The following is a 22,772-nucleotide window of genomic DNA, read 5'->3' as shown; positions in this document are numbered from 1 at the left end:
CATGGTCGCACTCTCTCGCCGTGCCTTTCTGGGGGGCGCCGCTCTTGCCAGCCTCGGCGGCGGGACTTGGGTCTTTCGCCGGGCGCAGGTGCAGGACCGCGCGGAACAACTCTATGCCACGCCGCTGACCCCGCCGACGGGACCGATGCAGGTCTACCATCTGGGGCATTCACTGGTGGGCCGAGACATGCCCGCGATGCTGGCGCAGATGGCGGGGGCGGGGCACAGCTATCACAGTCAAACGGGCTGGGGCAGTTCGCTGCGCGAGCATTGGGAGCCAGATGTACCGGTGAACGGGTTTGAGCGCTCTAATGACCATGCGCAGCACCGGCCCGCCCGGGCGGCGATCGGTTCGGGCGATTACGACGCTGTGGTATTGACCGAGATGGTCGAGATTGCCGACGCCATCCGTTACCACGACAGCCCCGACTACCTTGCCCGCTGGGCCGATCTGGCGCAGGCGGCCCGGCCCGACACCCGCGTCTATCTTTATGAGACATGGCATCACACCGACGATGGCAAGGGCTGGCTGAACCGCATCGACCGTGACCTTGATCAATACTGGCGGCAACAGGTGATCTACCCTGCCTTGCAGCAATCGGACCGGCCCATTCATCTGATCCCCGCCGGGCAGGTCATGGCGGCATTCACACGCGCGGTCGATGCGGCCGGAGGGGTGGGCGGCATCATCAGCCTGCAGGACCTCTTTTCGCGCGATGAGCAGGGCCGCCGCGATACGATTCACTTCAACGATCAGGGGGCCTATCTTGTGGCGCTGACCCATTACGCAACGCTCTATCACCGCGACCCGGCGGGGCTGCCGCATCAGTTGACCCGCGCGGATGGCACCCCGGCTGACACACCAAGTGCAGAGGCCGCGGCGCTGATGCAACGCGTGGTCTGGGACGTGGTCCGTACCTATCCCGACAGCGGTGTCGCGGCATGAGCGGTCTGGGCGGGCTGTTCTCGGTCTTGATGGTGGGCCACAGCCTTTTTGGGGCGGACGGGCCGGACATGTTGCAAGAGGCGCTGCGCGCCGGGGTGGGGCAGGGCCAGGTGCGCGCGCAGATCATCAACGGCGCGCCTCTGCGGTATAATTGGGACGAATCTGACCGGGCCGAGGGTGTCGATGCCCGCACGGTCTTGCCCGAAGGGCAGACCACCCATCTGATCCTGACCGAGGCGATCCCGCTGGCAAATCACACACGCTGGTCGGATACCGAAGTCTATGCGCAGGCTTTCTTTGGCCTTGCTGCGGCGGCCAATCCGAAGGTGAAGGTCTATCTGCAAGAGACATGGCATTCGCTGAAAAGCGGCAGCGGAGAGGCAGTGGCCTATGACGACCACGCCCATATCCCTTGGCGCGAACGGTTGCAGAATGATCTGCCCGCTTGGGAGGGGATCGCGGCGGCGGTGAGCGATGGGCGCAGCTCTGACACTGCGACGATTGAGGTGATCCCCGCCGGGCAAGCGATGGCGCGGCTCTACGATGAAATCGCCGCCGAACGTGTGCCGGGGCTGAATGAGATCGACGCGCTTTTTGCCGATGACATCCACCTGAACGATCTGGGCCACTACTTTGTCGCCATGGTGCAATATGCCACACTAACGGGCAAAGACCCCTTGGGCCTGCCGACGGTTTTCAATGACCGTTGGGGCAAAGCGTTTGACACCCCCACCCCCGACCTCGCGCGGGAGCTTCAGCGTGTGGCCTGGGATGCGGTGCGAGAGTATCAGGGCAGTGCTGTGGTGCCGGTGCCGCCTGCCACGCGCCCTGCCGCCGCAAACAATGCACAGACCGCCCCGATTTCGCCCACCGGCCCGCCCACGGTGCCTGAGCCTACGCCTGCCCGCGATGAGCCAGCGCCCGCCCCAGATGAACCCGAAGTACCTGTCACGCCGGTTGCGAACACCCCGTTCAAGATCACACCGCCGCAGGACGCCGTCGCAGGCACCCGCGACATGGGCATCGGCCTTGCCGCCATCGCCGATTGGAGCGTGCAGGCTCCTTTCCTCGACCTGATGAAAACCGCGCGCCCGTGGCTTGGCCATCTGGCCGGGCGCTTTGGCGGGATGGAATATGCGCAACTGGTCGAGGGTGGCTACCTCGATGCCGAAGGCTGGCCGGTGAAGATGCCCCGCGCCTTGGGCAGCATCGGCACATTGATCCTGACCGACATGCCGCCGCAGGCGACCACGCTCAAAGGCCGCTATCTGCTTCGCTTTGAGGGGCAGGGCGTGATCGAGGTCACGGGCCGGGCCGAGAATGTGCGCTATGGCAAGAACGAGGTGCGGTTCGACTATGCGCCGGGGCCGGGCAGTGTCGACATTCGCATTCAACGCATGCACCGCAGCGACCCGCCGCGCGAGATCACCGTGGTCCGCGAAGACCGCGTCGCCGATTACGACGCCGGTGCGCGTTTCAACCCCGATTGGACGCGGCATCTGACGGGGATGAAGGTGCTGCGCTTCATGGATTGGATGGCCACCAACGACAGCCCCATCGCCACTTGGGAGGACCGTCCGCGCCCCGAGGATGTGACCTATGCCCTGCGCGGCGTCCCGGTGGAGGTGATAGTCGCATTGGCCAATGAACTGGGGATCGACCCGTGGTTTAACATGCCGCATCTGGCGGATGATGGCTATGTGACCGCGTTCGCGACCTACGTCGAGGAGACGTTGAGCGAGGACCGCAAAGCCTATGTGGAATTCTCCAACGAGGTGTGGAATTGGCAATTCGCCCAGACCCATTGGGCGGATGAGATGGCGCAGGCCCGCTGGAATGAGGCCGAGAAGGGGATGCAGTTCTATGGCCTGCGCGCCGCCGAAGTGGCGGGCATCTGGACGGATGTCTTCGGCGGTGAGGCTGAGGCGCGGTTGTGCAATGTGATCGCGAGCCAGACCGGTTGGCTGGGACTTGAGCGTGAGGCTTTGGAAGCCCCGCTTTACCAGGCTGAAAAAGCAGGAAACGGCGCGCCCGCCACCGCCTTTGATGCCTATGCGATCACCGGCTATTTTGGTGGGGTGCTGGGGCTGGAAGACAATGCGGAATTGGTCAAGGACTGGCTGTCGGAAAGCCTCGAATTGGCCCGCGCCGAGGGGGAAACGGAAGGGTTAGGCGGCAGCGCTCTGGACGAATATATCAAGACCCACCGCTTTGACGCGGCCACCGCCCGTGCGGCGAAAGACCTGCGCAACGGTGGCATCAGCGGGCTTGAAAACGACACGCTTGCCGACCTTATTGGCCGTGTCTGGCCCTATCATGCCGCCGTGGCGCGGGCGCATGACCTTGATCTGGTGATGTACGAAGGCGGCAGCCATGTGGTTGGCCTTGGGGCGCAAGTGAATGACGAAAGTCTGACCGCCTTCTTTCACCATCTTAATTACGCGCCTCAAATGGGTGCGCTCTATACCGATCTGATGGCAGGGTGGCTGGCTGTCGGCGGGCAATTGTTCACCCACTATTCGGATGTCTATGCCCCGACGAAATGGGGGTCTTGGGGCGCGCTGCGCTATCTGGCGGATGAAAATCCACGTTGGGACGCTTTGAACGCATGGAAGTAGCAACAGGCGCGTTCCAAGGGGTGAGCGTGTTGATCCCCGCCCATAATGAGGCCGACTGGCTGCCCGCCTGCCTCGACGCGCTCTGCGCCGCTGACCCTGTGGCGGGGCCGGTGGAGGTGATCGTCGTGGCCAATGGCTGCACGGACGACACCGCAGAACTGGCCCGCAGAAAGGCCCCCGCGTTCGAGGCGCGAGGCTGGGCGCTGCGGGTGCTGGAACTGGCTCAAGGCAGCAAACTCGCTGCGTTGAATGCGGGCGAGGCTGCGGCGCGGGGTGCGGTCTTGGTCTATCTCGACGCCGATGTGCTGATCTCACCGCCCCTGCTGGCGCAACTGGCCGGGGCACTGGCCGAGGACGCGCCGCGCTATGCCAGCGGGATGCCGCAGGTCACGACCTCAGGCGATTGGGTGACGCGCCATTACACGCGGTTTTGGCAGACCACCGGTTTCATGACCCATGGCGTGCCGGGGTTTGGTGTCTTTGCCATGAACCGCACCGGGCGGGCGCGTTGGGGGGATTGGCCGGACATCATCTCGGACGACACTTTCGCGCGGCTGAATTTCCGCCCCGAGGAACGCATCGCGGTGCCTGCCCCCTATGCTTGGCCCATGATCGAAGGCTTTGCGCCGCTGGTGCGGGTGCGGCGGCGGCAAGACATTGGCGTGGCCGAGGTCGAGCAGCTTTTCCCCGACCTGATGCGCAATGATGACGCGCATGACCAGATGCGCCCCTTTTGGCGGCGCGCGCTGGCGGACCCTTTGGGGGCACTGGTCTTTGTCGCCGTGCGGCTGACGATCCACGCACCGGTCTTTCGCAGCACAAATCGCTGGGTGCGGGGGCGTTAGCGGGCGGCGTCTTGCATGTGGTCCGCGAGCTTGGCCGCCTCGCGGGACACATCATGGCGCGCGAAGACCCGCGCGCGGGCGTTCGTGCCCATCTCTTCCAGCGTCGAGAGCGGCGCGTCATGCAGGGCGGTCATCGCCTCGGCCAAGGCCGCCACATCGCCTGCGGGCACCAGCCAGCCGGTCTGGCCGGGCTGCACCAGTTCCGGCGTGCCTGCGATATAGGTGGCGATTACCGGGCGGGCGGCGGCCATGGCCTCCATCACCACCATGGGCAGACCTTCGGCAAAACTGGGCATGACGAGCGCATGGGCAGCGCTGAGTTCGGAGGTGACGCGCGCCTCGTCGACCCAGCCGGTCAGGGTGATGCGATTTTGCAAGTTATGCCGGGCGATTTCCGCTTCAATCGCGCGGCGCAAAGGGCCGTCGCCAATCAGCGTCAGATGCAGATCGGGGTGGCTGTCGCGCAGCCGGGCCATGGCGTCGATCAGGGCAAGCTGGCCCTTCTGCTCCACAAAACGCCCGATGGAGACGAGGCGCCGCGGGCCATCCGGCAGGGCGGCGGGGGCAGGGAATTTAGCGGGCTCGATGCCGCAATGTACAACTTTGATGCGCGGCCAATCGGCTGGGTCGGCCCATCGGCACAGTTGACTGCGCCCGAACTGGCTGATCGCCACGGCAAATGCCGAATGATGGATTTTCGCGCCGAGTGACAGCGCGTGGGGGCTGTCGAATTCCTCGGGCCCATGGGTGGTGAAACTATAGCGCGGCCCGCCAAGCAGGTGGCAAAGCATCGCGACCATCGTGGCGTTGGTGCCGAAATGAGCGTGCAGGTGCTCTGTGCCGCTGCCGTCCAGCTGCGCCTGCAGATAGCATGCCTCGGCCAGATAGATCAGATGGCGGGCCATCCCCGTCTCGGCCCGACGTGCGGCGTGCCAGACTTCGCGCAGCGCTTTGCCGAACCGGCGGGGCGAACGCAGGACACTGCGCAGGCTGGCATGGGCAAGGGCGGCCCCGCCAGCGGCCAGAACATAGTGGCTGCGCGCCTCTTCGGCCTTGTCCTGCCCATCGACCAGCGGCACATCGGGGCCGCGCATGGCAAAGCGCAGAACTTCATGGCCCGCCGCCTCCAACGCCGCGATCTCGCGCCGGATAAAGGAATGCGAGGGCTGCGGGTAGGTGTTGAGGATATAGGCGATCTTCACGGCGGGCGCGGCCTTGGCTTATGGCTGATAAACCTTGTTACCCGCCCGCTTGCCACTGGCACAAGGGCGGGCAAGCCTTTAGTCTCTCGCAAAGAATTGGCAAAGGCGCAGCAACGGGTGTTTTCACAGGTTTCCCAAGCGGTGACGGGCAATCGCCTGATGGCACGGGCGCTGCGCTCAACCTCATGGATCGTCTTGGGCTATGGCGGGTCGCAGGCGATCCGGCTGGCTTCGAACCTGATCCTGACGCGGCTGCTTTTCCCCGAAGCCTTTGGCCTGATGGCACTGATACAGGTGGTGATCGTCGGGTTGACGCTGTTTTCGGACGTTGGGATCGCCCCCTCCATCGCACAGAGCAAACGCGGCGATGATCGCGACTTTCTGGACACCGCGTGGACGATTCAAGCGATCCGGGGGCTGTGCCTCTGGCTGGCGGCCTGTGCGCTGACGTGGCCAGTGGCAGCGTTTTACGATGAGCCTTCGCTGCTGACCTATCTGCCCATCGCAGCGCTGAGCCTTGTGGTCGCCGGGTTCAATCCCACGCGGATCGAGACGGCGCACCGGCATCTGCAAATGGGGCGGCTGACACTGCTGGATCTGGGGTCACAGGTGATTGGCATCGTGGTGATGATCGTGGGCGCGGTTCTCTATCAATCCGTGGCGGCGCTGGTGGTCGGTGGCGTGGTGGGGGCGCTGGCAAAACTGGCGCTGACCCATGCGTTCCTGCCGGGGTCGGGCAACCGCTTTCGCTGGGAACGGCCTGCGGTGCAGGAGTTGGTGCATTTCGGGAAATGGATTTTCCTGTCGACCATGTTTTGGTTCTTTGCCAGCCAAGGGGACAAGGCGATCTTGGGCAAGTTCCTCTCACTCGAAGGTTTGGGGATCTACAATATCGGTTATTTCCTCGCCAGTTTTCCGCTGCTTTTGGGGCAGAACGTCACCGGGCGGGTGATGATCCCGATCTACCGCGAGGCCGGGGGCGGCGATCATCCCAAGCTGCGGCGGATGCGCTATGGGCTGAGCGGCGGGCTGCTGATGCTTTTGGCCGTGATGGCGCTGGCAGGGCCGTGGCTGGTCTCGGTACTCTATGACCCGCGCTATCTGCAAAGCGGCGCGATTCTGGTGATGCTGGCGCTGGCGTTGATGCCGCAGGTGATCGGGATGACCTATGACCAAGCGGCGCTTGCGGCGGGGGATTCGCGGCGTTTTTTCATCTCCTCGGCCTCGCGGGCCAGCTTGCAGATTGGGTTGCTGTTGGCGGGGGTGATCGCCGCCGGGCTGCCCGGTGCGCTGATTGGCTTAGGTGCTGCGATGGCCCTGTCGCATCTGGTGCTGATCTGGCTCGCGCGGGCGCATGGCGTCTGGGACGCGCGTCATGATTTGATCTTTGCCCTGCTGGGGATCGTGCTTGGCGCACTGGCGCTTTGGCTGCATTGGGACCGGGTGCTGGGGCTCAGCGCCACGGTCTGAGCGGATCAGCTCTTTTGCTTGCGTGCCATTCGCGCGGCGCGGCCCTCTTTACCTGCCTTTAAGCGTTCTTGCCATACTTTGCCCAATGTGCGGCGCTTTTCGCGGGGGCTGAGGTCGGGGATCGACACGACGGGGATGAGCCCCGTCTCGCGCGTCATTTGCCGGGAAGAGCGGATCACAGGGCGGCGCAGTTCCAGCAAAAAGGCCACGATCAGGGCAAGCGCGAAGCTGCCCATGCCACCTATCGCCGCCCGCTTTTTGCGGCTGAGAGAGACGGGGTAATCCGGCAGTTCGGCCTGCTCCAGCGTGATCAGTTTCTCACCCCGTTGATCGGATTCGAGTGAGAACCCCACCTCCGCCTCGTTGCGGCGGGCTGTGATCACCTCCAACTGGTCCTGCAGCTGGGTCAGGCGACGATCAAACCGGGCCAGTTCACGCTCAACCTCAGGTGAGGTTTGCAGGCTGGCGGTCAGCGTTTCGCGCTGCTCTTGCAGCAAATCGCGCTGCGTGGTGAGGCTTTCCAACGTGGCGTCCAGTTCGGCCTGTTCGCGGGCGATGGTGGCGGCGCGGGCGTCGGGGTTGACCCGGTCGCGGGCCAGCCGGGTGGTGATGATCTCGCGGTCAAGCTCAAGGAGGGCGTCGTTCAGGCTGCTAATTTCGCCGCGGCGAAACTCAAGACTGCCTTCGAGAGACAGATCATTCTCGGCCCGGTAATCGGCCAGTTCCGCCTCAAGTTCAGAGATGTCGCGGATCAGGTTCTGCTCTTGGCGCTGGAAGAACTCCAAGGTCTCTTGGGTCTGGCTTTGGCGTTGGGCCGCCGACATCTGGCGGGTGCGGTCGGCAAATTCGCGCGCCACGGCCTGCGCATCGGCGGGGTTGTCCATCTCGGCGGTGAAGGTCATGACGGAGATGGTGCCGTCATCGGCAAAGCCCTCGCGCGGGGCAGCGACCCCGGTGATGGTAACCGAACGGCGCAGTAAATCGACCTTTTCCGAGATCCGCAGCGCGGTAAGATCGTCATAAAGATCAAAGCGTTGGATGATGTCTACAAGGGTGCCGCGGGCCATCAACTGCTGTTCGATCAACTGCAGACGACGCGCCGATGACCCCTCTACAGTAGAGGGGGCCAGATCATTGGCGATCTTGGGCTGCTCGATCTGAATGACTTCGGAAGATTGGTAAACATGCGGCGTCGACAACGCCCAGTAGACCGAGGCGATGCAGCCCAGTAGCGTGATCAAAATGATCACGCCCGCCCGACGGCGGAGCATGTCGATGATGTCATCGAATGTATAGATCGGTCCCATGTGCCTCTTTCCAACCTGCCTAAAGCCCCCGACCGTTGCCCGGCGGAGTTTCCCTGCCTAGACCAGAAGACTTGGGCGATAATAGGGCGCTAGAGGGGGCAGCGACAGGGGGTGTCAGGCATATTTCGGCAGGCTGGACGCGCGCGCCCGGTTCAGCACGATGCCCAAGAGCGGCACCTGGCCTTCGAGCATGCGTTCGCATTCGCGCAGATGACGCGCCATGGTTTGCGTGCCGTCTGAGATCAGCAACACACCATCAAGTTGCGGCAGGAATGCCGACAGATCGTCATGCTCCAACATAGGCGGCATGTCGTAAAGAATGATTTCTGGCTGCAGCGAGGCGCGCAGGCGCAGCAGTGTTTCGGCGGTGGCGCTGTCTTGGAGGATTTCCGCGGCGTTCACCTCGGGCTGGTCATTCAGGCCGAGGGCCAGCGTGTCACTGACCCGCAGCATCCCTTTGCCAAGATCGGCCCGCCCGCTGAGCAGGTCGCTCATTGCGCCGGGGGCTTGCATGTCAAAAGCGCGGGCCAGACCGGGGCTGCGCATGTTCATGTCCATCAACACGGTGCGCGATCCCGGCACACGCGACAGGCTCAGCGCCAGATTGGTCGCCGAAAAGCTGTTGCCGCAGCCCGAGGTGGGGGCGGTGACGGCAATATTGACCCAGCGATGCTCTAACGTGGTTTGACGCAGGCGCGTGCGCAGCAGGTCAAAGGCCCGCGCGGCGGCGCTGTTGCGGTGATCGTCGACCAGCGGCATGTCCCCCCCGGGGCCGGGGGTGGCGATGGGCAGGTCTTGCCAACGCGGCGCGCGGTCGTCGCCGATATAGCGCGACACGGCCGGAGCGGCGGTGGGCAGCGTCTCTTCAGACGCAAGATCGCCGTCGAACTCCTCCTCATGGTCGATCACGGTGCGGCGCGGGCGGATGCTGTGCCGCATCCCCGGGCCGCCAAACTGCGCCGACACATCGCTATTGTCCGCGCCAAGAGCGTCGGATGCGTAGAGATCTTTCATCGTCTTCCCTTTCGATTTTCTGAACATGAGGCGCTAATTTTCTCGTTGTTGCCGGGCGCGGCAAGCATCGCTCAGCACCCGGTCCGGCGCAAGACGACGCCGACGGTTTTGAACAGAATGGTCAGGTCCATCGGCAGCGACAGATTGCGGCGATAGGCGGCGTCGACCTCATTGCGGTAGGTAAAGCGGCTGTTGTTGCGCGCCGAGACCTGCCACAACCCGGTGATGCCGGGGCGCAGGGCGAAATAGGCTTTTGCATCGCCGTACATCTCAAGCTGGTCGGGCATCATCGGACGCGGGCCGATCAGGCTCATGTCGCCTTTCAAGACGTTCCAAAGCTGCGGCAGCTCATCCAACGAGGTTGCCCGCAGGAAGGCGCCAACCCGTGTGATGCGCGGATCGTCCTTCAGCTTTTGCATCTCGTCCCATTCGGCCCGCATCGCCGGGTTCGCGGCAAGGTAGCTTTCCAACACGGAATCGGCATCACGGACCATAGTGCGCAGTTTCAGGATAGAAAAGCGTTTGCCCCCCCGCCCAAGACGCTGCTGGGTATAGAAGGGCTGCCCGCTTTCAATCCAGAGCGCCAGCGCGCAAAGGGCGATGATCGGCAGCGCGATGGGCAGGGAGGCAAGGATCAGCAGCCGGTCGATAATCGGTTTCGCATAGCGCCCATAAAGGCCGGTAGGACGCAGACGAAAGGCCGCCACAGCGCGCGGCGCGGGCAGCGCGGCGGCACCCGCAGCAGCAGGCTGCGTGCGGCCCAGCATCGGGCCGGCGAGGGCTTCCATCGAGCGATAGGCATGGCTGTGGGCGTCAAAGTACTTCATTCCAAACCCCCCAGGGTTCATTCGCATTCAATCGGACCTGTCCGGCCCACGGCGCCTTCGCCCCGCTTTGTCTCAACGGCCTAGGCGGCCTATACGTTCAGGTAGGATATGTATCATTTGTTACCACCTTTTCGCCTTATTCGATCCATTTTCTCAGAAACAGACTGTTTCGCAGGAGAGGGGCTTGGCAGAAATTAGCGAGAGAACTGTAGGGGTTAGGCAGGGGGGGCTCGGGCGTGGAACCTGCTGGCATGCTGCGAAGAGAGGGGTGTTGATGGGTGGGAGGGACACATCAAGAGATTGATATTGCTGAGAAATGTCTCTTATTTTAGGGCTGTGCCGCGATGCGCTCCGTGTACTGGCTACTTGCATCTCCTACACTAAGGCACTTGTGGAGGGATGACATATCGGCACGCCTGCGGTCACCTGCCGCAGAACCCTCACAAAAATGTTAGGGCGATAAATGGGCGACAGTTGGGCGCAGGAAGTGGATGTCTGGGCGCGAACTCATCCAAATTGGCAGCAAAAGTTTCGGAGGATTCTTCGGTTGCTTGGCTTGGGTTGGTGCGGACCAAGGCAAATACTGAAGACCCAAGAACTACTGGGTTCAAACGAGAGACAGGGACACCTTGGGTAAAGATGAGTTTGCCCCGCCACGCAGCTGAACGGCAGCCTCTTATTCCCACCGACGATAGGTCGGTGGCCGCGCCACACAGCCCAACGGAAGTCTATTCACTGCTTCAGCTATCGCCGTTCACGACGCGTTTTCCGTCGGAACGCAGCAGGTCCTTGTCCGAAGGCGTCGGCCGGTCGAAGTCGCCGAAGATGACTGTATAGCCGTCCCGCCCATTCACCCGAGCGCGTCGAAATTTTTGTGCCGCGCCGGTATGTCGGGGCTTCGCCATAGGCTGGCCGATCAGATGGATACTGTGCTGGTCGATGTCCCAGTAGCCTCCGCGACCTTTGCCGCTGCGTTGACCAGTCAATGAGAGCAACCGAACCGGTGACCTGCGCTGTCCGCGTCAGTTTTTGGCATAGGGGCGCGCGTGGGCATTTAACGGCGTCGCCTACGGGCAAAGCAGTGTCACCGTTCTCGCCCGGCGCGAGTCAGAGAGGTTTTCGGCCCAAAACCTTAAGTGTTACCGCCCGACCAAACCGCATCGCCGGATAGACCGCCTTTGCAACGCGGTCGGAACTTAACACCCCTCGCCGCCGTGACAGACGCGAGAGGAGGGCGACAGCCTTCGCGCCATGGAAAACCTCACCGTCAAGATCGACGATCATCCCATCGTTGAGATCCAGACCATAACTATTGGCCCTGGTTCGATCGGTGCGCGCATTGATCAGTTCAACGGCATGGCCTTCCCGAAGTCGAAGCAGCACGACATAGTTTGCGCAAAAAGGACATTCACCATCGTAGACGATCCGCAGCGGCGTCATGGCTCTTGCATCCTCTTGGTGAACTTTTGGACGGATTGCGGGTCCAACAACGCAAGGTATAGCAGCATCATGGTTGCTGAATAGGTGCTAACGGGGAGCAACAGGTAGAACGTCGAATGCATGCTTAGCCCGATGAAAATGGCCGTTGCGCGATGGCGACGGGTAAGGATCGCGTAGGCAAGGAAATATTCGACGACCAAGACGGCGCAGGACATCAACGAAAGGAGCATGGGAGAGGCGAGAAGGATTTCAAGCGTGCGACCCGAATAGCTCCAAACGAAAATCTGTTCGAGCCTTTGTCCTGAAATGAAGGCTTGGTCTGACTTGTCCACCGCGGTCCAGAAATAGAGTGCCGACATTTGCAGGGCGATCAGGCGCTGCCCCCACAAGATGCCGTGTTCAGGTAGAACCCGATTTCCGCTCTGGATGGCCGTCCAACGGTCAAAGGAATAAGACCGGCCGCAATCCGTAAACATGAGGAAAATACAAGAGATGCCAAGAAGATAGACATGGTGATGATTCCAACCCGCGGTACCAAGGCCCGCTTGTCTCATCCCATATAGAAGAAATATTGTTAGCCCAAGCAGACCGATTGACAGTCTAGCGCGGACGCCCAGCAGGGCTGCGATTGCAAAGATAAAGAAGACCAATCCCAGCAGAAGTTCGCTGAATGTCTCCGCCGCGAAGGGTGCGACTTCGGCACCGAAGCGGACAATTGCCATGGTTGCCAGCCCAATTCGCAAAAGCGCAACTGCCCGCGTTGGACCAGTGGCGTCTGGGCCCCAAGCGACGAAGTCGCGCAACATCACCCCAGCGTTCATGGTTTCTCTCCTTCGCTGGAGGCGCAGATATTTTCGATCTTCAAGGCTTGCCAGCCCTGCCGGGTTCCAACCGCCCCTTCGAAACGAACCGAGCTTGTTTCCGGTACCGTTGCGCATAGGGGCGCGGCAAAATGAGCGAAATGCTCTGTCGCGAAAATGCGATTCTCGAAAAGGTAGTGCAAAATCAACGGGTATTGCTCGATATCTGCCGCTTCCAATGGGGTGTGCGTTGTTTCGACACCATCCTCATGTCGCACGACAAAGCGGCCATTGGGAATGCCCACCCCCACCCCGGAGAACATGACCCACTCGCGCAGCCATGGCGAATGGGAGCCGAAAATCTGTCCAGGAGCCGGGCCCAGATAGATCAATACCGCAAACAAGCCGAAAGCAATGTGGCGCGCTAACATCGAAAAATTTCCGCTCTCCGGGCGTGACACGGCTTCTGGTGTGGGTGCATGGGTCATTGCTGCGGTCTCTTTCACAGGTTGCGCCAGTATCTAGGTTTCACACAACCATGTTAAGAAATCGGGACGAAAATTGGGCAAAATGTGAGCCATGGTTGGGAAACATAGAAATTGCATCGGTTTTGGGCAGTTGGGTGCTTGATAAGTGACTGAAACCCCGCAGTTCACATTGCCCAACGGCAGGGGTGATTTTACTTCCTTCGCTCCTATCTGACCTGATCTTCGGCACCTGCAGGGAACAACTGAAATCTGCCCAATTTGAATAAAAACACCCATTAGTGAACGCAGAAATTGACGAACCGAGGAGGGTGCAAGCACCTTTCTGATTGGGCCTGCATGTTTAACCCGTCGCTTTCGGGACGTATTCGATTTTCTCGGTGCTACTGTTGTGGCGGCCACTCCTCCTTTGCGTTCGTCCAAAGTGTACCGCTCTGGGCCCGCTCCGCCCCGTGTTGATAAAGAGCGTTCATATAGGTTGATGAAAACCGATCCGACGGATCATAGACGATCCCAGATTTCGGATCGATTGATGTTACCGAAAAGCGTAGCCCCCGTTCGCGTGCGTAAAGCTGCGTCGCGTTGACCTGCAGCAATGCGTTGGCTCGGCCTGTGGTGGTGAGTGCCTGTTGCGAAATGCTTAGCGCGGATCGTCCTACTGTTTCAGGGGCCGGATTAAGCGTGTTGTTGATCAGGACGTAAATATGCCCGCCTTGCAGCCTGTGGTCAGGTGTCGTGAACGCGAAGCTGGGGACCGCCAGAAACTGCATATGTACGCCCCCGTCGACATGCGTTTCCGCATAGGTTTTACCCCCCGCGGTGTATCGCAGATTTACCGGCGGAAAGAGCCCCGGCAGGGCGGCAGAGGCGCGCAAGATGCTGCGAAACAGCTCGTATTGCCCAGCGGCTGCGATGGCGCCCATATCCCAGACCGAGGCCCGCGCACTATCAAGTTCCGAGGTGACAATGAGTAGGCTTTTTCCCGTTCTGTGCTTTTGCGCGATGGCACGAAGAAACGAGGGTGGGGTGTGCTTGGTGATCAACGCAGCCAGCGGCGCGGTGTCATATAGCGCGTCGCTGAAGACCGCCTGAAATGGCCGCATCCGCATGATGTCACCTGCGTCACTTTCGGTGAAAACGCGGGTTAGAACATTATCGTAATCCTGTCCCATAAACGCAAACGGAGCGATGAGGGCGCCGGTCGAAATGCCGGTCACCAAGTCGAAATTGGGCCTGTCGCCCCGCTTGGACCAGCCCACGAGCGCGCCCGCCCCAAAAGCACCGTCCTCACCGCCGCCGGATAGGGCCAGCACGTTCGGCCCGGCAGAGGGGTCCGGTAAGGATGACGGGGGATGAAGGTGTTTGCGCCATTCATCCGGCCCATCATCCGCAAAGAGACGAAACCGCGACAGCGGGTCATTGTCCGTTTCGAGGCGCGTCGCCAAAGGCGTCTGAACGGGGCTTGTGCAGGCTGAAAGAGCAGTGGCCCCAAGGCCCATGAGAAACGAACGGCGACCCACAATGCCCCTGTTTGGTTTCGTGCAAATCATCTTAATTCCCTCAGGGGCACCGAGCGATTGGCCTTGCTCGGTAAGCTGTATTTCAGTCCGATGGTTCTCGTGGTCGGGCGCCGTGATCTGGTAGCGGGCGGATGCAGTGCCATCCTCAAGTGTAAAATCTACGGTCAAGGGACGCTCAGCGCCCGCCGTCGCGATCGGTTTGTCTATGTCGGAATGCACCAAAACCGCCCGAGCGAGACTATGCGAGGCGCGCATAAGCAAGCCCGGGCAAAGGTGGGGCGGGTTTCAATTCAGCCTATCCGTTTCTCGGCAAGACACGGAGAATACGGCACCCCCTGAGGGTTGCCGCATCGCAATCTCGTGGCGAAGCGCGACCTAACCCTTCTTCGGCATATTGGCCGGGGCGCACGCCAGTGGCACATCTGCTTTGGGGGACATACAGGTGCCCCGAACGGTGCCGCCATCGCGGCCCGAGAACTCGCAGACAGACTGTGGCTCGACATTCTCGCAAGCTTCAATAGCCTCGCGCGGCGGGCGGCCTGCGCGTTCGCCCTGACCGGAAGGCGCAGATTGCGCATAAACGGTACCTTGATCCGTTGCCGAAGCACTTTCAGCGCGCACGGCGGAAATGTTAAGCGCGCCCAGAACCACAGCGGCGAAGGTGATCGCGAGGATGATGCTTTGGTTGCCTTTGACGCGGGGTACTGTTGGCCGGTAAAATGGTATCTTCCGTCGGGCCGCAGCCTGTTCGCGTTGTGCTCTAAGTTTATCCATGAACATCGTAGGTTCTCCTGTTGTGGCGTTAAGTCGCCATTCACAGGGCCTTTTTCCATGTTCTTTGAGCAGTGAGTTTGCAGCAATTATGCAGCGAGAATGCAGATCGTAAAAAAATGCACTCTGTAGCTTTTCTGGCTCAATTCTCGAAAGGTTGGGGTAGGGGCGGCCCCTTTAGCCATCGTAGGCGTATCCCACCCCATAGACAGAGCGGATCGGGTCCCAAGTGCTGACCGATGCGATCTTGCGCCGGATGTTTCGAATGTGGCTATCGACGGTTCGGTCAAAAACTTCTGTGTCGCCGGGAAAGGCCAGTGCAAGCAGTTGGTCGCGCGAAAAAACGCGGCCTGGCCGGGAAGCAAGCGCCTGCAGCACCGAGAATTCCCGGCGTGTGAGGTCAAGGGGGCTGCCATCTAGTGTTGCCTGCCACCGGTCGCCGTCGATGATGAGGCGGTCGTTCGTGGCAGGGCTTTGTGCGGGCTGACCCATAGGGCGTCTGCGTAAAACCGCCCTGACCCGCGCGACAAGCTCACGCGGGGAGAAGGGTTTGCACAGGTAATCATCTGCCCCCAGTTCAAGACCCAGAAGACGGTCGATTTCTTCTACTTTCGCGGTGGTCATGATGATCGGTACATCGGATGTTTTGCGCAATTCTCGACAAATCGTCAGGCCATCTACCTCGGGCAGCATCAGATCCAGAATGACCAGATCATGCTGATTTGTCTGGGCAAGCGCGATGGCACCCGCGCCCGTACCCAACATTTCTACGCTCATACCGTCAGCAAGCAGGTAATCCCGCACGACTTCTGCCAGTGCTATTTCGTCTTCTACGATCAGGATGCGCGCCATGGTCACACTGCTTGTTTCGGCAATCGTATGACAATTTGTACCCCGCCCAACTCGGATCGGCCAGCAGAGATGGTGCCGCCATGCGCCTCTACGATGGCCCTACAGACGGAGAGCCCCAGCCCAGACCCCCCATGCGCGCGAGACCGCGATGCCTCCACGCGGTAGAAACGGTCAAACAGCTTGTCCCCATCGTCTTCGGGCGCGGCTGGCGGCGTGTCCTCTACAGTCAACTGCGCGAAACCATCGGTGTCTTGCAGATTAACGCGTAACTGGCCGGGCCCATCGGTATATCGAAAGGCGTTCTCAAGCAGGTTATCCATGACTTGGCCAATCTGCCCTCGGTCACAGGGAACCCACATCTGCGTCGGCAGATTAAGCTCCAACTCTATCCCTTTAGCGCTGAGCTTTGAACGCATCGTTTCAGCCGCCTGCTTCACAAGGGACGGGAGGTCTTCTTGTTCAAGTGACGATGTCAGCTCGGCTTCGCGGCCATAGGACAGTGTTTTGAGGTCCTGTACGAGACGCGACAGTCGCATGAGCGCTGCATGCATTTCGGTCAGCGTTTTGTCGTCGGGCTGGCGGATCCCGTCCTGTAGCGCCTCAATCTGGGCGCGTAGCACCGCAAGCGGCGTTTGCAATTCGTGGCTGGTGTTGGAAATCCATTCACGCTCGGCCTTGGCGGTTTGTTCAAGTGTCGCCGCCAAAGTGTTGTAGTGGCCGATCAACTGCCCCAATTCGTCACTTCTGTCTTGTTTGATCCGGGCCGTGTAATTGCCCGCCGCCATCGTTTTCGCTCCGGCTTCCAGCCGCCGAATGGGCTCAAGCAACTGGCGCGCGATGATAAACGCAGCCGCAGCCGAAAGGGCGATGGCGATCAGCGCAGCAAGAGCAAGAGACGCATACTGCCCGCGCAGAAAGAATGTGTCGCTCGCATCTCGTTGCTCCATCGGCGCGTTCAATCCGATATAGCCAAGAAGGTTCGCGCCCGCGCAGGTGTTGTTCGCGCATACGGGGCGCCGCTCAAATAGCGCCGAGCGTTCAATATGGCCCGCGATCTGAATGCCATCGCGGTCAAGCAGCACGATACGTTTCTCCAGCCTCATATTGTCATCGCCTAATATAAACGGCGGTGGGTTGTCTGGCCTTGGTGGGGGTGGGGCTTCAGGTGGAAATCTCGGGGACCGGCTTGGGAGAGGGGCATGCGCATGTACAAAAGCAGCCCACAGTTGCGGGTCTTCTTCAAACTCGGCCCAGCCGTCCTGCCCACGCTCAGCCAAGGACGTTGCGAGCTCGTCGAACCGTGCCAGTTCCCCCCTGAGCAGGTAGCGCGCGAAACCTTCGCGCATCCACAGGGCGACCATCAGCGCCATCACCAATACGATAAGAATGGAAATCGCTGCGACGGCTGTGAAAATCTTGGCGAACAATGACTTCCGGATTGGGTTCATATGTTAGGTCTATCACCAAAATGTGCAGTTAGTTTGCAGGGACACCAATGGTTCAACGCTCCAACAGTGGCCTGCCGATCACTACCAGACAGTATCAATCCTCAATACCCACAAGGCAAAGAACGCCGCCGCAAGCCAAGGGCCAAAGGCCAGTTGGTCCGTGCGTCCACGCTGGGTGATAGCTGCAAAGCCCAATGCCCCAAGCGCCGCCAACAGCACGACCATCGGCATGGCGCTAATCCCCAGCCACGCGCCAGCGGCGGCCAGAAGCTTCGCATCGCCGAGCCCAAGCCCTTCTTGCCCTCGCAGTCTGAAAAACAAACTGCCGAGCCCCCAGAAGGTCACATAGCCGACAATCGCCCCCCAAATCTCGCCCACCGGTAATGTGCCCCTAGCATAAGCATTTAGCGAAAGCCCCAGAACGATGAGCGGCAAGGTATACCGGTCCGGCAGGCGCTTCTCGCGCAGGTCGATCCGTACCAGCAGACCCAGAAACACGGCCAGAATGGCCGTGCTCGCAAGGAATAGGGCAGGCGACATATCCGCGTTCAAAGGCATTCCGTTGGCCTACAAATCATCCCGTCCTTCGGCAACAAAACTTTTTTCAAAAAGGATGAAACCTTTTCTTAACGAACTACGTGACTGCGTTAATGCGGGTACTGAGTTGCATTTTTTTCAGCGTTCGCAGGGAGAGTTGAACCAACGATTACATCAGAAAAATGCCAACTTGGGAGAGACAAATGACTATTTCTGTTCGTACCCTGCTACGAGGGAGCTGCGCCAGCGCATTGTGCCTGACGACGACCCTTGCATCAGCGTCGTCACACCGCGAAGCGCCCGGTATCACCGAGCAGCCAAAGATCGACGCCACCGATTTCTACATGTTCAAAAGCTATGAGGCAGGGCGCGGCGACTATGTGACCCTGATCGCCAACTACCAGCCTTTGCAGGCCCCTTATGGCGGTCCGAACTATTTCACCATGGATCCCGATGCGATCTATGAGATCCACGTCAGCAACGATGCCGACGCCGAGGAAGAGATCACCTTCCAGTTCAAATTCGACAACAACCTGACGGGCGGCACCGGTATCCAGCTTGATATCGGCGGTGAGACCGTGGGCATCCCGCTGCGCGCGGCTGGCCAGATCACCGCCAGCAACCCCACAGCCGCCTTGGGCGAGACCGAAAGCTACGGTGTCACCATGATCACCGGCGACCGCCGTAGCGGCGATCGCGCCGAACTGACCCACTCGGGCGGTGCAACCTTCACCAAGCCCCTCGACAACGTCGGCAACAAGACACTGCCCGACTACGAGGCCTATGCCGACGCCTATATCTACGACAATGTCGAGATTCCGGGCTGTGGCACCGGCCGTGTCTTTGCCGGTCAGCGCGAAGAAGCCTTTGCCGTGAACCTCGGCGAGATCTTCGACTTGGTGAATCTTGTGCCCGTGCAAGGCCCCGATAACCCGATGTGGCCGCAGTACAATGACCCGGATTTCAATGCGAACGGCATCGTGCAGGACCGCGCTAATGACGATCTGATCGGCAAGGCCAATGTCACCACGCTGGCACTTGAAGTCCCGATTGACTGCCTGACCCAAGGCGATGAAGCTGTGATCGGCGCTTGGACCACCGCAAGCCTGCCGCAGGGTGAGCTTGAAGATCCGTCGCCGACCTATGAGCAGACTTCGCTCTTTGGCGGTGCTTGGGTCCAACAGTCGCGTCTGTCGAACCCGCTGGTGAACGAAGTCGTCATCGGTCTGGCCGACAAGGACCTCTTCAACGCTGCCGAGCCGACCATTGACGAAGCCCTCGCGGTCTATGTCACCAACCCGACCCTGCCGGCCTTGCTGGACATCCTGTTCCGCGATGCACTTGGTGCCTCGGGCGACATCGCACCGTCGAACTTCCCGCGCAATGACCTTGTGACGGCGTTCTTGTCGGGCTTTCCGGGTGTGAACCAGCCAGCTGGCTTTGACAAGAAGACCGACCTGTCGGAAATGCTGCGTCTGAACACCACTTTCCCGGCGACACCACGTGATGATCAGCACACCTTTGGCCTGCTGGCCGAAGATCTGGGTGGTTTCCCGAACGGCCGTCGCCCCGGCGATGACACGGTCGACCTTGCCCTGCGTGTGATGATGGGCCGTCTGTGCCACGACGTGCCGCTGGGTCAGGAAGTCAGCGGTGATCCAAGTGCCGAAGACAGCATCAACCTTGGCCTTTGTGGCGATGGTGACCCTGATGACACAGCACCCGCGGGCGAAGTTCCCTTCACCGATGGTGCGCCGTTGCGGGCCACCGAACTGCGGGCGTCCTTCCCCTATCTGAATACGCCGATCGCCGGTTCGCCGAACAACTAAACCCAAAGGAATAGGAGAATTCCAATGTTAAAGAATATCTCGATTCTTGTGCTTCTGGGCGGTGTTTTGGTCGCCTGCGGCGGCGGGAGCGGGCTGAATGGGATCGCCTCGCTGGGGTCGGACTTTGCCCGTGCCTTCGCGCAGGATCGCAACGATGATCCGATTCCCCTCGCCGGGGTGTCGTTGCCCCAGTTCCCGACACGGGAGCCGTTTAACCCGTAAGGGGACGGCAAGCGCCTGATTGGCGCGAGTGACCTGAAACGCGGCCTTCCCCCCCGGGAGGCCGCGTTTTTCTTGGCGTCTGTGTTTTTTAGGGGCGAAAGGGCGGCGGGTCGGGCAGGGGGGCTGCATCTGCCCCTTGGGGCGAGAAACTGCGCGCGATGACGCGCACTTCCTTTTGGCCCAGCACCGTGCGGCGCAGCAACCGCGAACTCAGCGTGACCGTGAGACCGTCGACCTCGGCCCGGCTTTCGACATCAAAGACCGCTGAGGTGAAGCCAACCCCGTTCAGCGTCACAATCCCCGCGTCGGTGAGGTCGCCCTTGGTAAGAAAGCCCGTCGCCGCGCGCCGTTTGACAAGCTGTCGCGCCGCACTGGGCGAGCCCAGCATCACGGCCATCACCGTCTCATTGGCCGTGTTCAAATTCACATTCCCGGACTGCGGCAGCAGGCTGACATGGGGTGCCAGCGCGGCGCGGGTCTGGGCGTCCAACGCTTGGATTTCCGCCAAGTCCCGCACTGGGCCGCGCCGGATCAGGTGGTCATTGATATCGAGCGCCACACGGTCCGGCAGTTCCAGCGCGGTGATCAGTTGCGCCAATGTCTGCTGCTGCGCAAGCCGCCCCGCCGCCAAGGCGTTGAGGTCAAACCGCGCCTGCGCGTCATTCACGGTGATTGAGAAGCTGCCGGTTTCCAGTTGAACCTCCTCTTGCGCAGCCAGCGCCCAAGGCTCGGCCATATGGTCGGTCTCGGGGGCCACTTCCATGTCGCGGCGCAGGGCGGCGACCAGTGATGCCTCCGCGCCAAGCGCTAGCGCTTCGGCCTGCGTGGCCGCCGCAGCCCGGCGGGTGCGGTCCATCAGGTTTTCCTGTGAGGTGAACATCAACACGACAATGGCCGCGCCAAGCGCCAGTGCCACCAGCACGTTGATCAGGATCACCCCAGCCTCACGCGCCCTCATTTCGGCACCACTTGGCTTAATGGCACCAGCCGCCGCAGCGTGCCTGCTCCGGTGATCTCAAGGCGCAGGTCCACGGCAGACGCCGGAGTGTCGCTGGCGGGGTCAGGCCAGGTGTCATGCCAAATGCCCCCGCCGTCGAGCACCCGAAAGGTCAGGCTCTCGACCTCTGGCACAAGGGTCTGGGTCAAATCGGGGTCAGCGTTTTGCGGGCCCGACTGACGGTGCAATTCCCCCTCGGCACGCAGGTAGCGGCGCAGGGTGCGCCCGTCTTGCAGCGGGGCCGAGAGTACGCCCGCCTCCAACGTGACCGCCTGCGGATCGGCTTCGATCAGGTCGCGGCCAAAGATCATGAGCGCGCGGTCAAGCCGGGCCAGATGCTCCAGCCGCCCATCGGTCTGCGCGCGCACCCGCAGGATCGTGTCCAAGGTGGTAAAGGCGGCAAGACCGACCATGGCAAAAAGGCTCAGCGCCACCAGCATTTCGACCAATGTCACCCCGGCCATGCCGTCGCGCCGAGGGGTCATGCGCCGGTCGAGCCGATCAGGTTGTTGGCGCCATTGGTCACACTAAGGATCGCCAGGCCGCGGCTGCATTGCCCGTCTTTCTGAAACCGGTAGGGGCCGACAACACCGTCAAAGCCCGCCTCACGCAGCAGTCCCTTGCGGTCTTGCTGGGCAATCCGGCCAAGGATGCGGGCCATTTCCACGGCGTCGAATGCCAGCCCTGCCAGCACGCCGGGGTCGGCCTCGCTGACCTCGGCAAAGGCGGTGGCGAAGGCTTCGAAACCCACCGGGTCGGGGGCGGCAAACCACCCGTCTTGCAGCGCCGCGATCCGGTAAGGGGTGATCGAGGCCCATTGCTCGGAGCCCAGCAGTTGCACCCCGCTGGATTTGAGGGCGGCGGCCTGTTCCTCGAAGGGTCCGCCGACCACGGGCAGATAGACCGCATCGGGCAGCGCGCCGCCGTTGGCCGCGCGGATTTTGTCTACCAGCCCTCCAGCCGAGGCCGCGACCACCGGGGCGGGCATCTTAATTCCGACGCTGGCCGCCACCGCCTGCGCGGCTGTTGCCGACAGGGCCCCGAAGGTACCGGGCGGGACAACGGTGGCCACGCTGCGCTTACCACGTGAGGCCGCAAACCCAAGGATCGATTTGGCCGATTGCTGCGGGGTGATGCCAAAGACAAACAGGTTCCCCCCTGCGATTGAGCTGTCGTTGGACAGCGACACCACCGGCACATCCACCGCCGCCGCCACGGCGCGGCTTTGCCCCGAGAACAACGGCCCAAGGAACATCCGCGCACCGCCTGCCAGCGCCGTCTTGGCCGCCGCAACCGCCGAGGCGTCGCTGTCGCCCGCGTCGACCACCGCCACCTCTGCGCCCGGTGCTGTGGAATTGCCGCCAAGGCTTGCAGCGGCCAGCATGATCTGACCTAATGACGCTCGCGGCCCGCTGAGAGGGGCCAGCAGAACCGCCTGACCCACCGCATTCGCTGGCGGTAGCTTGTCGCCCCCCGTCAGAGACAGCCCGCCGCAGCCCGACAGACCAAAGAGCGCCGATGACCCACCAAGACCCAGCAACAGACGCCGCCGTGTCAGCGCCGCCCCAGCCCCGCAAATCGCGGCTTCGGGGGTTTGTTTCGCTCGTGCTTTTGGCATCTTTCGCGCTCCTTTTTTACCTGG

Annotated in this window: 23 protein-coding genes; 7 read left to right on the top strand and 16 right to left on the bottom strand. The window is 61.5% G+C overall.

Annotation, left to right across the window (positions count from 1 at the left end; genetic code table 11):
- Position 1: 1 nt before the first annotated feature.
- The 3 genes from K3758_RS12165 to K3758_RS12155 are packed head-to-tail and all read left to right on the top strand — an operon-like array spanning position 2 to position 4,409.
- The gene (locus K3758_RS12165) at positions 2–946 is read left to right on the top strand and encodes a hypothetical protein (protein ID WP_259945287.1); all 945 of its coding nucleotides are present in this window, start codon (positions 2–4) and stop codon (positions 944–946) included.
- Positions 943–3,564, top strand: a complete 2,622-nt coding sequence (locus tag K3758_RS12160; protein WP_259945285.1) for a hypothetical protein — start codon at positions 943–945, stop codon at positions 3,562–3,564. The genes K3758_RS12165 and K3758_RS12160 overlap by 4 nt, the downstream gene beginning before the upstream one ends.
- The gene (locus K3758_RS12155) at positions 3,555–4,409 is read left to right on the top strand and encodes a glycosyltransferase family 2 protein (RefSeq protein ID WP_259945283.1); all 855 of its coding nucleotides are present in this window, start codon (positions 3,555–3,557) and stop codon (positions 4,407–4,409) included. The genes K3758_RS12160 and K3758_RS12155 overlap by 10 nt, the downstream gene beginning before the upstream one ends.
- Here K3758_RS12155 and K3758_RS12150 read toward each other — a convergent pair.
- The gene (locus tag K3758_RS12150) at positions 4,406–5,611 is read right to left on the bottom strand and encodes a glycosyltransferase (RefSeq protein WP_259945281.1); all 1,206 of its coding nucleotides are present in this window, start codon (positions 5,609–5,611) and stop codon (positions 4,406–4,408) included. The genes K3758_RS12155 and K3758_RS12150 overlap by 4 nt on opposite strands.
- A 159-nt stretch (positions 5,612–5,770) precedes the next feature.
- Between K3758_RS12150 and K3758_RS12145 the strand changes: the two genes are divergently transcribed.
- Positions 5,771–7,081: an oligosaccharide flippase family protein gene (locus K3758_RS12145; protein WP_259950082.1), complete on the top strand. Its 1,311-nt coding sequence runs from the start codon at positions 5,771–5,773 to the stop codon at positions 7,079–7,081.
- A gap of 5 nt (positions 7,082–7,086) precedes the next feature.
- Here the strand turns inward: K3758_RS12145 and K3758_RS12140 are convergent, their stop codons facing one another.
- From K3758_RS12140 to K3758_RS12090, 11 genes are all read right to left on the bottom strand, one after another.
- Complete coding sequence (locus K3758_RS12140; RefSeq protein ID WP_259945279.1) at positions 7,087–8,388, bottom strand: Wzz/FepE/Etk N-terminal domain-containing protein; 1,302 nt, start codon at positions 8,386–8,388, stop codon at positions 7,087–7,089.
- A gap of 114 nt (positions 8,389–8,502) precedes the next feature.
- Entirely contained in the window at positions 8,503–9,402 is a 900-nt protein-coding gene (locus K3758_RS12135) for a CpsD/CapB family tyrosine-protein kinase (RefSeq protein ID WP_259945277.1), read from the bottom strand.
- A gap of 71 nt (positions 9,403–9,473) precedes the next feature.
- On the bottom strand, positions 9,474–10,190 hold the full coding sequence (locus K3758_RS12130; RefSeq protein WP_409202631.1) for a sugar transferase: 717 nt from the start codon (positions 10,188–10,190) through the stop codon (positions 9,474–9,476).
- Positions 10,191–10,969: 779 nt separating this feature from the next.
- A complete protein-coding gene (locus K3758_RS12125) occupies positions 10,970–11,215 on the bottom strand; it encodes a hypothetical protein (protein ID WP_259945272.1) in 246 nt (81 codons plus the stop codon).
- 121 nt (positions 11,216–11,336) lie between these two features.
- Positions 11,337–11,669 carry a DUF393 domain-containing protein gene (locus tag K3758_RS12120; protein WP_259945270.1) on the bottom strand — a complete coding sequence of 111 codons (333 nt, stop codon included), beginning with the start codon at positions 11,667–11,669 and terminating at the stop codon, positions 11,337–11,339.
- Positions 11,666–12,490, bottom strand: coding sequence for an HTTM domain-containing protein (locus K3758_RS12115; protein ID WP_259945268.1), 825 nt, complete (start codon positions 12,488–12,490; stop codon positions 11,666–11,668). Before K3758_RS12115 ends, K3758_RS12120 begins: the two co-directional genes overlap by 4 nt.
- Positions 12,487–12,957 (bottom strand): hypothetical protein, encoded by a 471-nt coding sequence (locus tag K3758_RS12110; RefSeq protein WP_259945265.1) that lies wholly within the window; start codon positions 12,955–12,957, stop codon positions 12,487–12,489. Before K3758_RS12110 ends, K3758_RS12115 begins: the two co-directional genes overlap by 4 nt.
- A gap of 380 nt (positions 12,958–13,337) precedes the next feature.
- Positions 13,338–14,693: a patatin-like phospholipase family protein gene (locus tag K3758_RS12105; RefSeq protein WP_259945262.1), complete on the bottom strand. Its 1,356-nt coding sequence runs from the start codon at positions 14,691–14,693 to the stop codon at positions 13,338–13,340.
- Between the two features lie 156 nt (positions 14,694–14,849).
- Positions 14,850–15,248, bottom strand: coding sequence for a hypothetical protein (locus K3758_RS12100; protein WP_259945259.1), 399 nt, complete (start codon positions 15,246–15,248; stop codon positions 14,850–14,852).
- Positions 15,249–15,422: 174 nt separating this feature from the next.
- Positions 15,423–16,097, bottom strand: a complete 675-nt coding sequence (locus tag K3758_RS12095; RefSeq protein ID WP_259945256.1) for a response regulator — start codon at positions 16,095–16,097, stop codon at positions 15,423–15,425.
- A 2-nt stretch (positions 16,098–16,099) separates the two neighbouring features.
- On the bottom strand, positions 16,100–17,200 hold the full coding sequence (locus K3758_RS12090) for an ATP-binding protein (RefSeq protein ID WP_259945253.1): 1,101 nt from the start codon (positions 17,198–17,200) through the stop codon (positions 16,100–16,102).
- A gap of 102 nt (positions 17,201–17,302) precedes the next feature.
- Between K3758_RS12090 and K3758_RS12085 the strand changes: the two genes are divergently transcribed.
- Positions 17,303–17,527, top strand: coding sequence for a hypothetical protein (locus K3758_RS12085; RefSeq protein ID WP_259945250.1), 225 nt, complete (start codon positions 17,303–17,305; stop codon positions 17,525–17,527).
- A 99-nt stretch (positions 17,528–17,626) separates the two neighbouring features.
- Here the strand turns inward: K3758_RS12085 and K3758_RS12080 are convergent, their stop codons facing one another.
- On the bottom strand, positions 17,627–18,103 hold the full coding sequence (locus K3758_RS12080) for an A24 family peptidase (RefSeq protein WP_259945247.1): 477 nt from the start codon (positions 18,101–18,103) through the stop codon (positions 17,627–17,629).
- A 182-nt stretch (positions 18,104–18,285) separates the two neighbouring features.
- On the opposite strand from K3758_RS12080, the gene K3758_RS12075 reads away from it, so the two are divergent.
- Both K3758_RS12075 and K3758_RS12070 read left to right on the top strand, forming a co-directional pair.
- Complete coding sequence (locus K3758_RS12075) at positions 18,286–19,911, top strand: DUF4331 domain-containing protein (RefSeq protein ID WP_259945244.1); 1,626 nt, start codon at positions 18,286–18,288, stop codon at positions 19,909–19,911.
- 24 nt (positions 19,912–19,935) lie between these two features.
- On the top strand, positions 19,936–20,133 hold the full coding sequence (locus K3758_RS12070) for a hypothetical protein (protein ID WP_259945241.1): 198 nt from the start codon (positions 19,936–19,938) through the stop codon (positions 20,131–20,133).
- An 88-nt stretch (positions 20,134–20,221) separates the two neighbouring features.
- Here K3758_RS12070 and K3758_RS12065 read toward each other — a convergent pair whose 3' ends face one another.
- From K3758_RS12065 to K3758_RS12055, 3 genes are read right to left on the bottom strand one after another with little or no spacing between them, the layout of a single operon-like run.
- Positions 20,222–21,091: a general secretion pathway protein GspK gene (locus K3758_RS12065; RefSeq protein ID WP_259945238.1), complete on the bottom strand. Its 870-nt coding sequence runs from the start codon at positions 21,089–21,091 to the stop codon at positions 20,222–20,224.
- The gene (locus K3758_RS12060; RefSeq protein WP_259945237.1) at positions 21,088–21,615 is read right to left on the bottom strand and encodes a type II secretion system protein GspJ; all 528 of its coding nucleotides are present in this window, start codon (positions 21,613–21,615) and stop codon (positions 21,088–21,090) included. Before K3758_RS12060 ends, K3758_RS12065 begins: the two co-directional genes overlap by 4 nt.
- Positions 21,612–22,748 carry a hypothetical protein gene (locus K3758_RS12055; RefSeq protein ID WP_259945235.1) on the bottom strand — a complete coding sequence of 379 codons (1,137 nt, stop codon included), beginning with the start codon at positions 22,746–22,748 and terminating at the stop codon, positions 21,612–21,614. Before K3758_RS12055 ends, K3758_RS12060 begins: the two co-directional genes overlap by 4 nt.
- Positions 22,749–22,772 lie beyond the last annotated feature (24 nt).

The sequence above is a fragment of the Sulfitobacter sp. W002 genome, from assembly GCF_025142135.1.
Taxonomy (GTDB): domain Bacteria; phylum Pseudomonadota; class Alphaproteobacteria; order Rhodobacterales; family Rhodobacteraceae; genus Sulfitobacter; species Sulfitobacter profundi.
The sequence above is the reverse complement of the archived record's forward strand: the minus strand, read 5'-3'. Positions and strand labels throughout refer to the sequence as shown.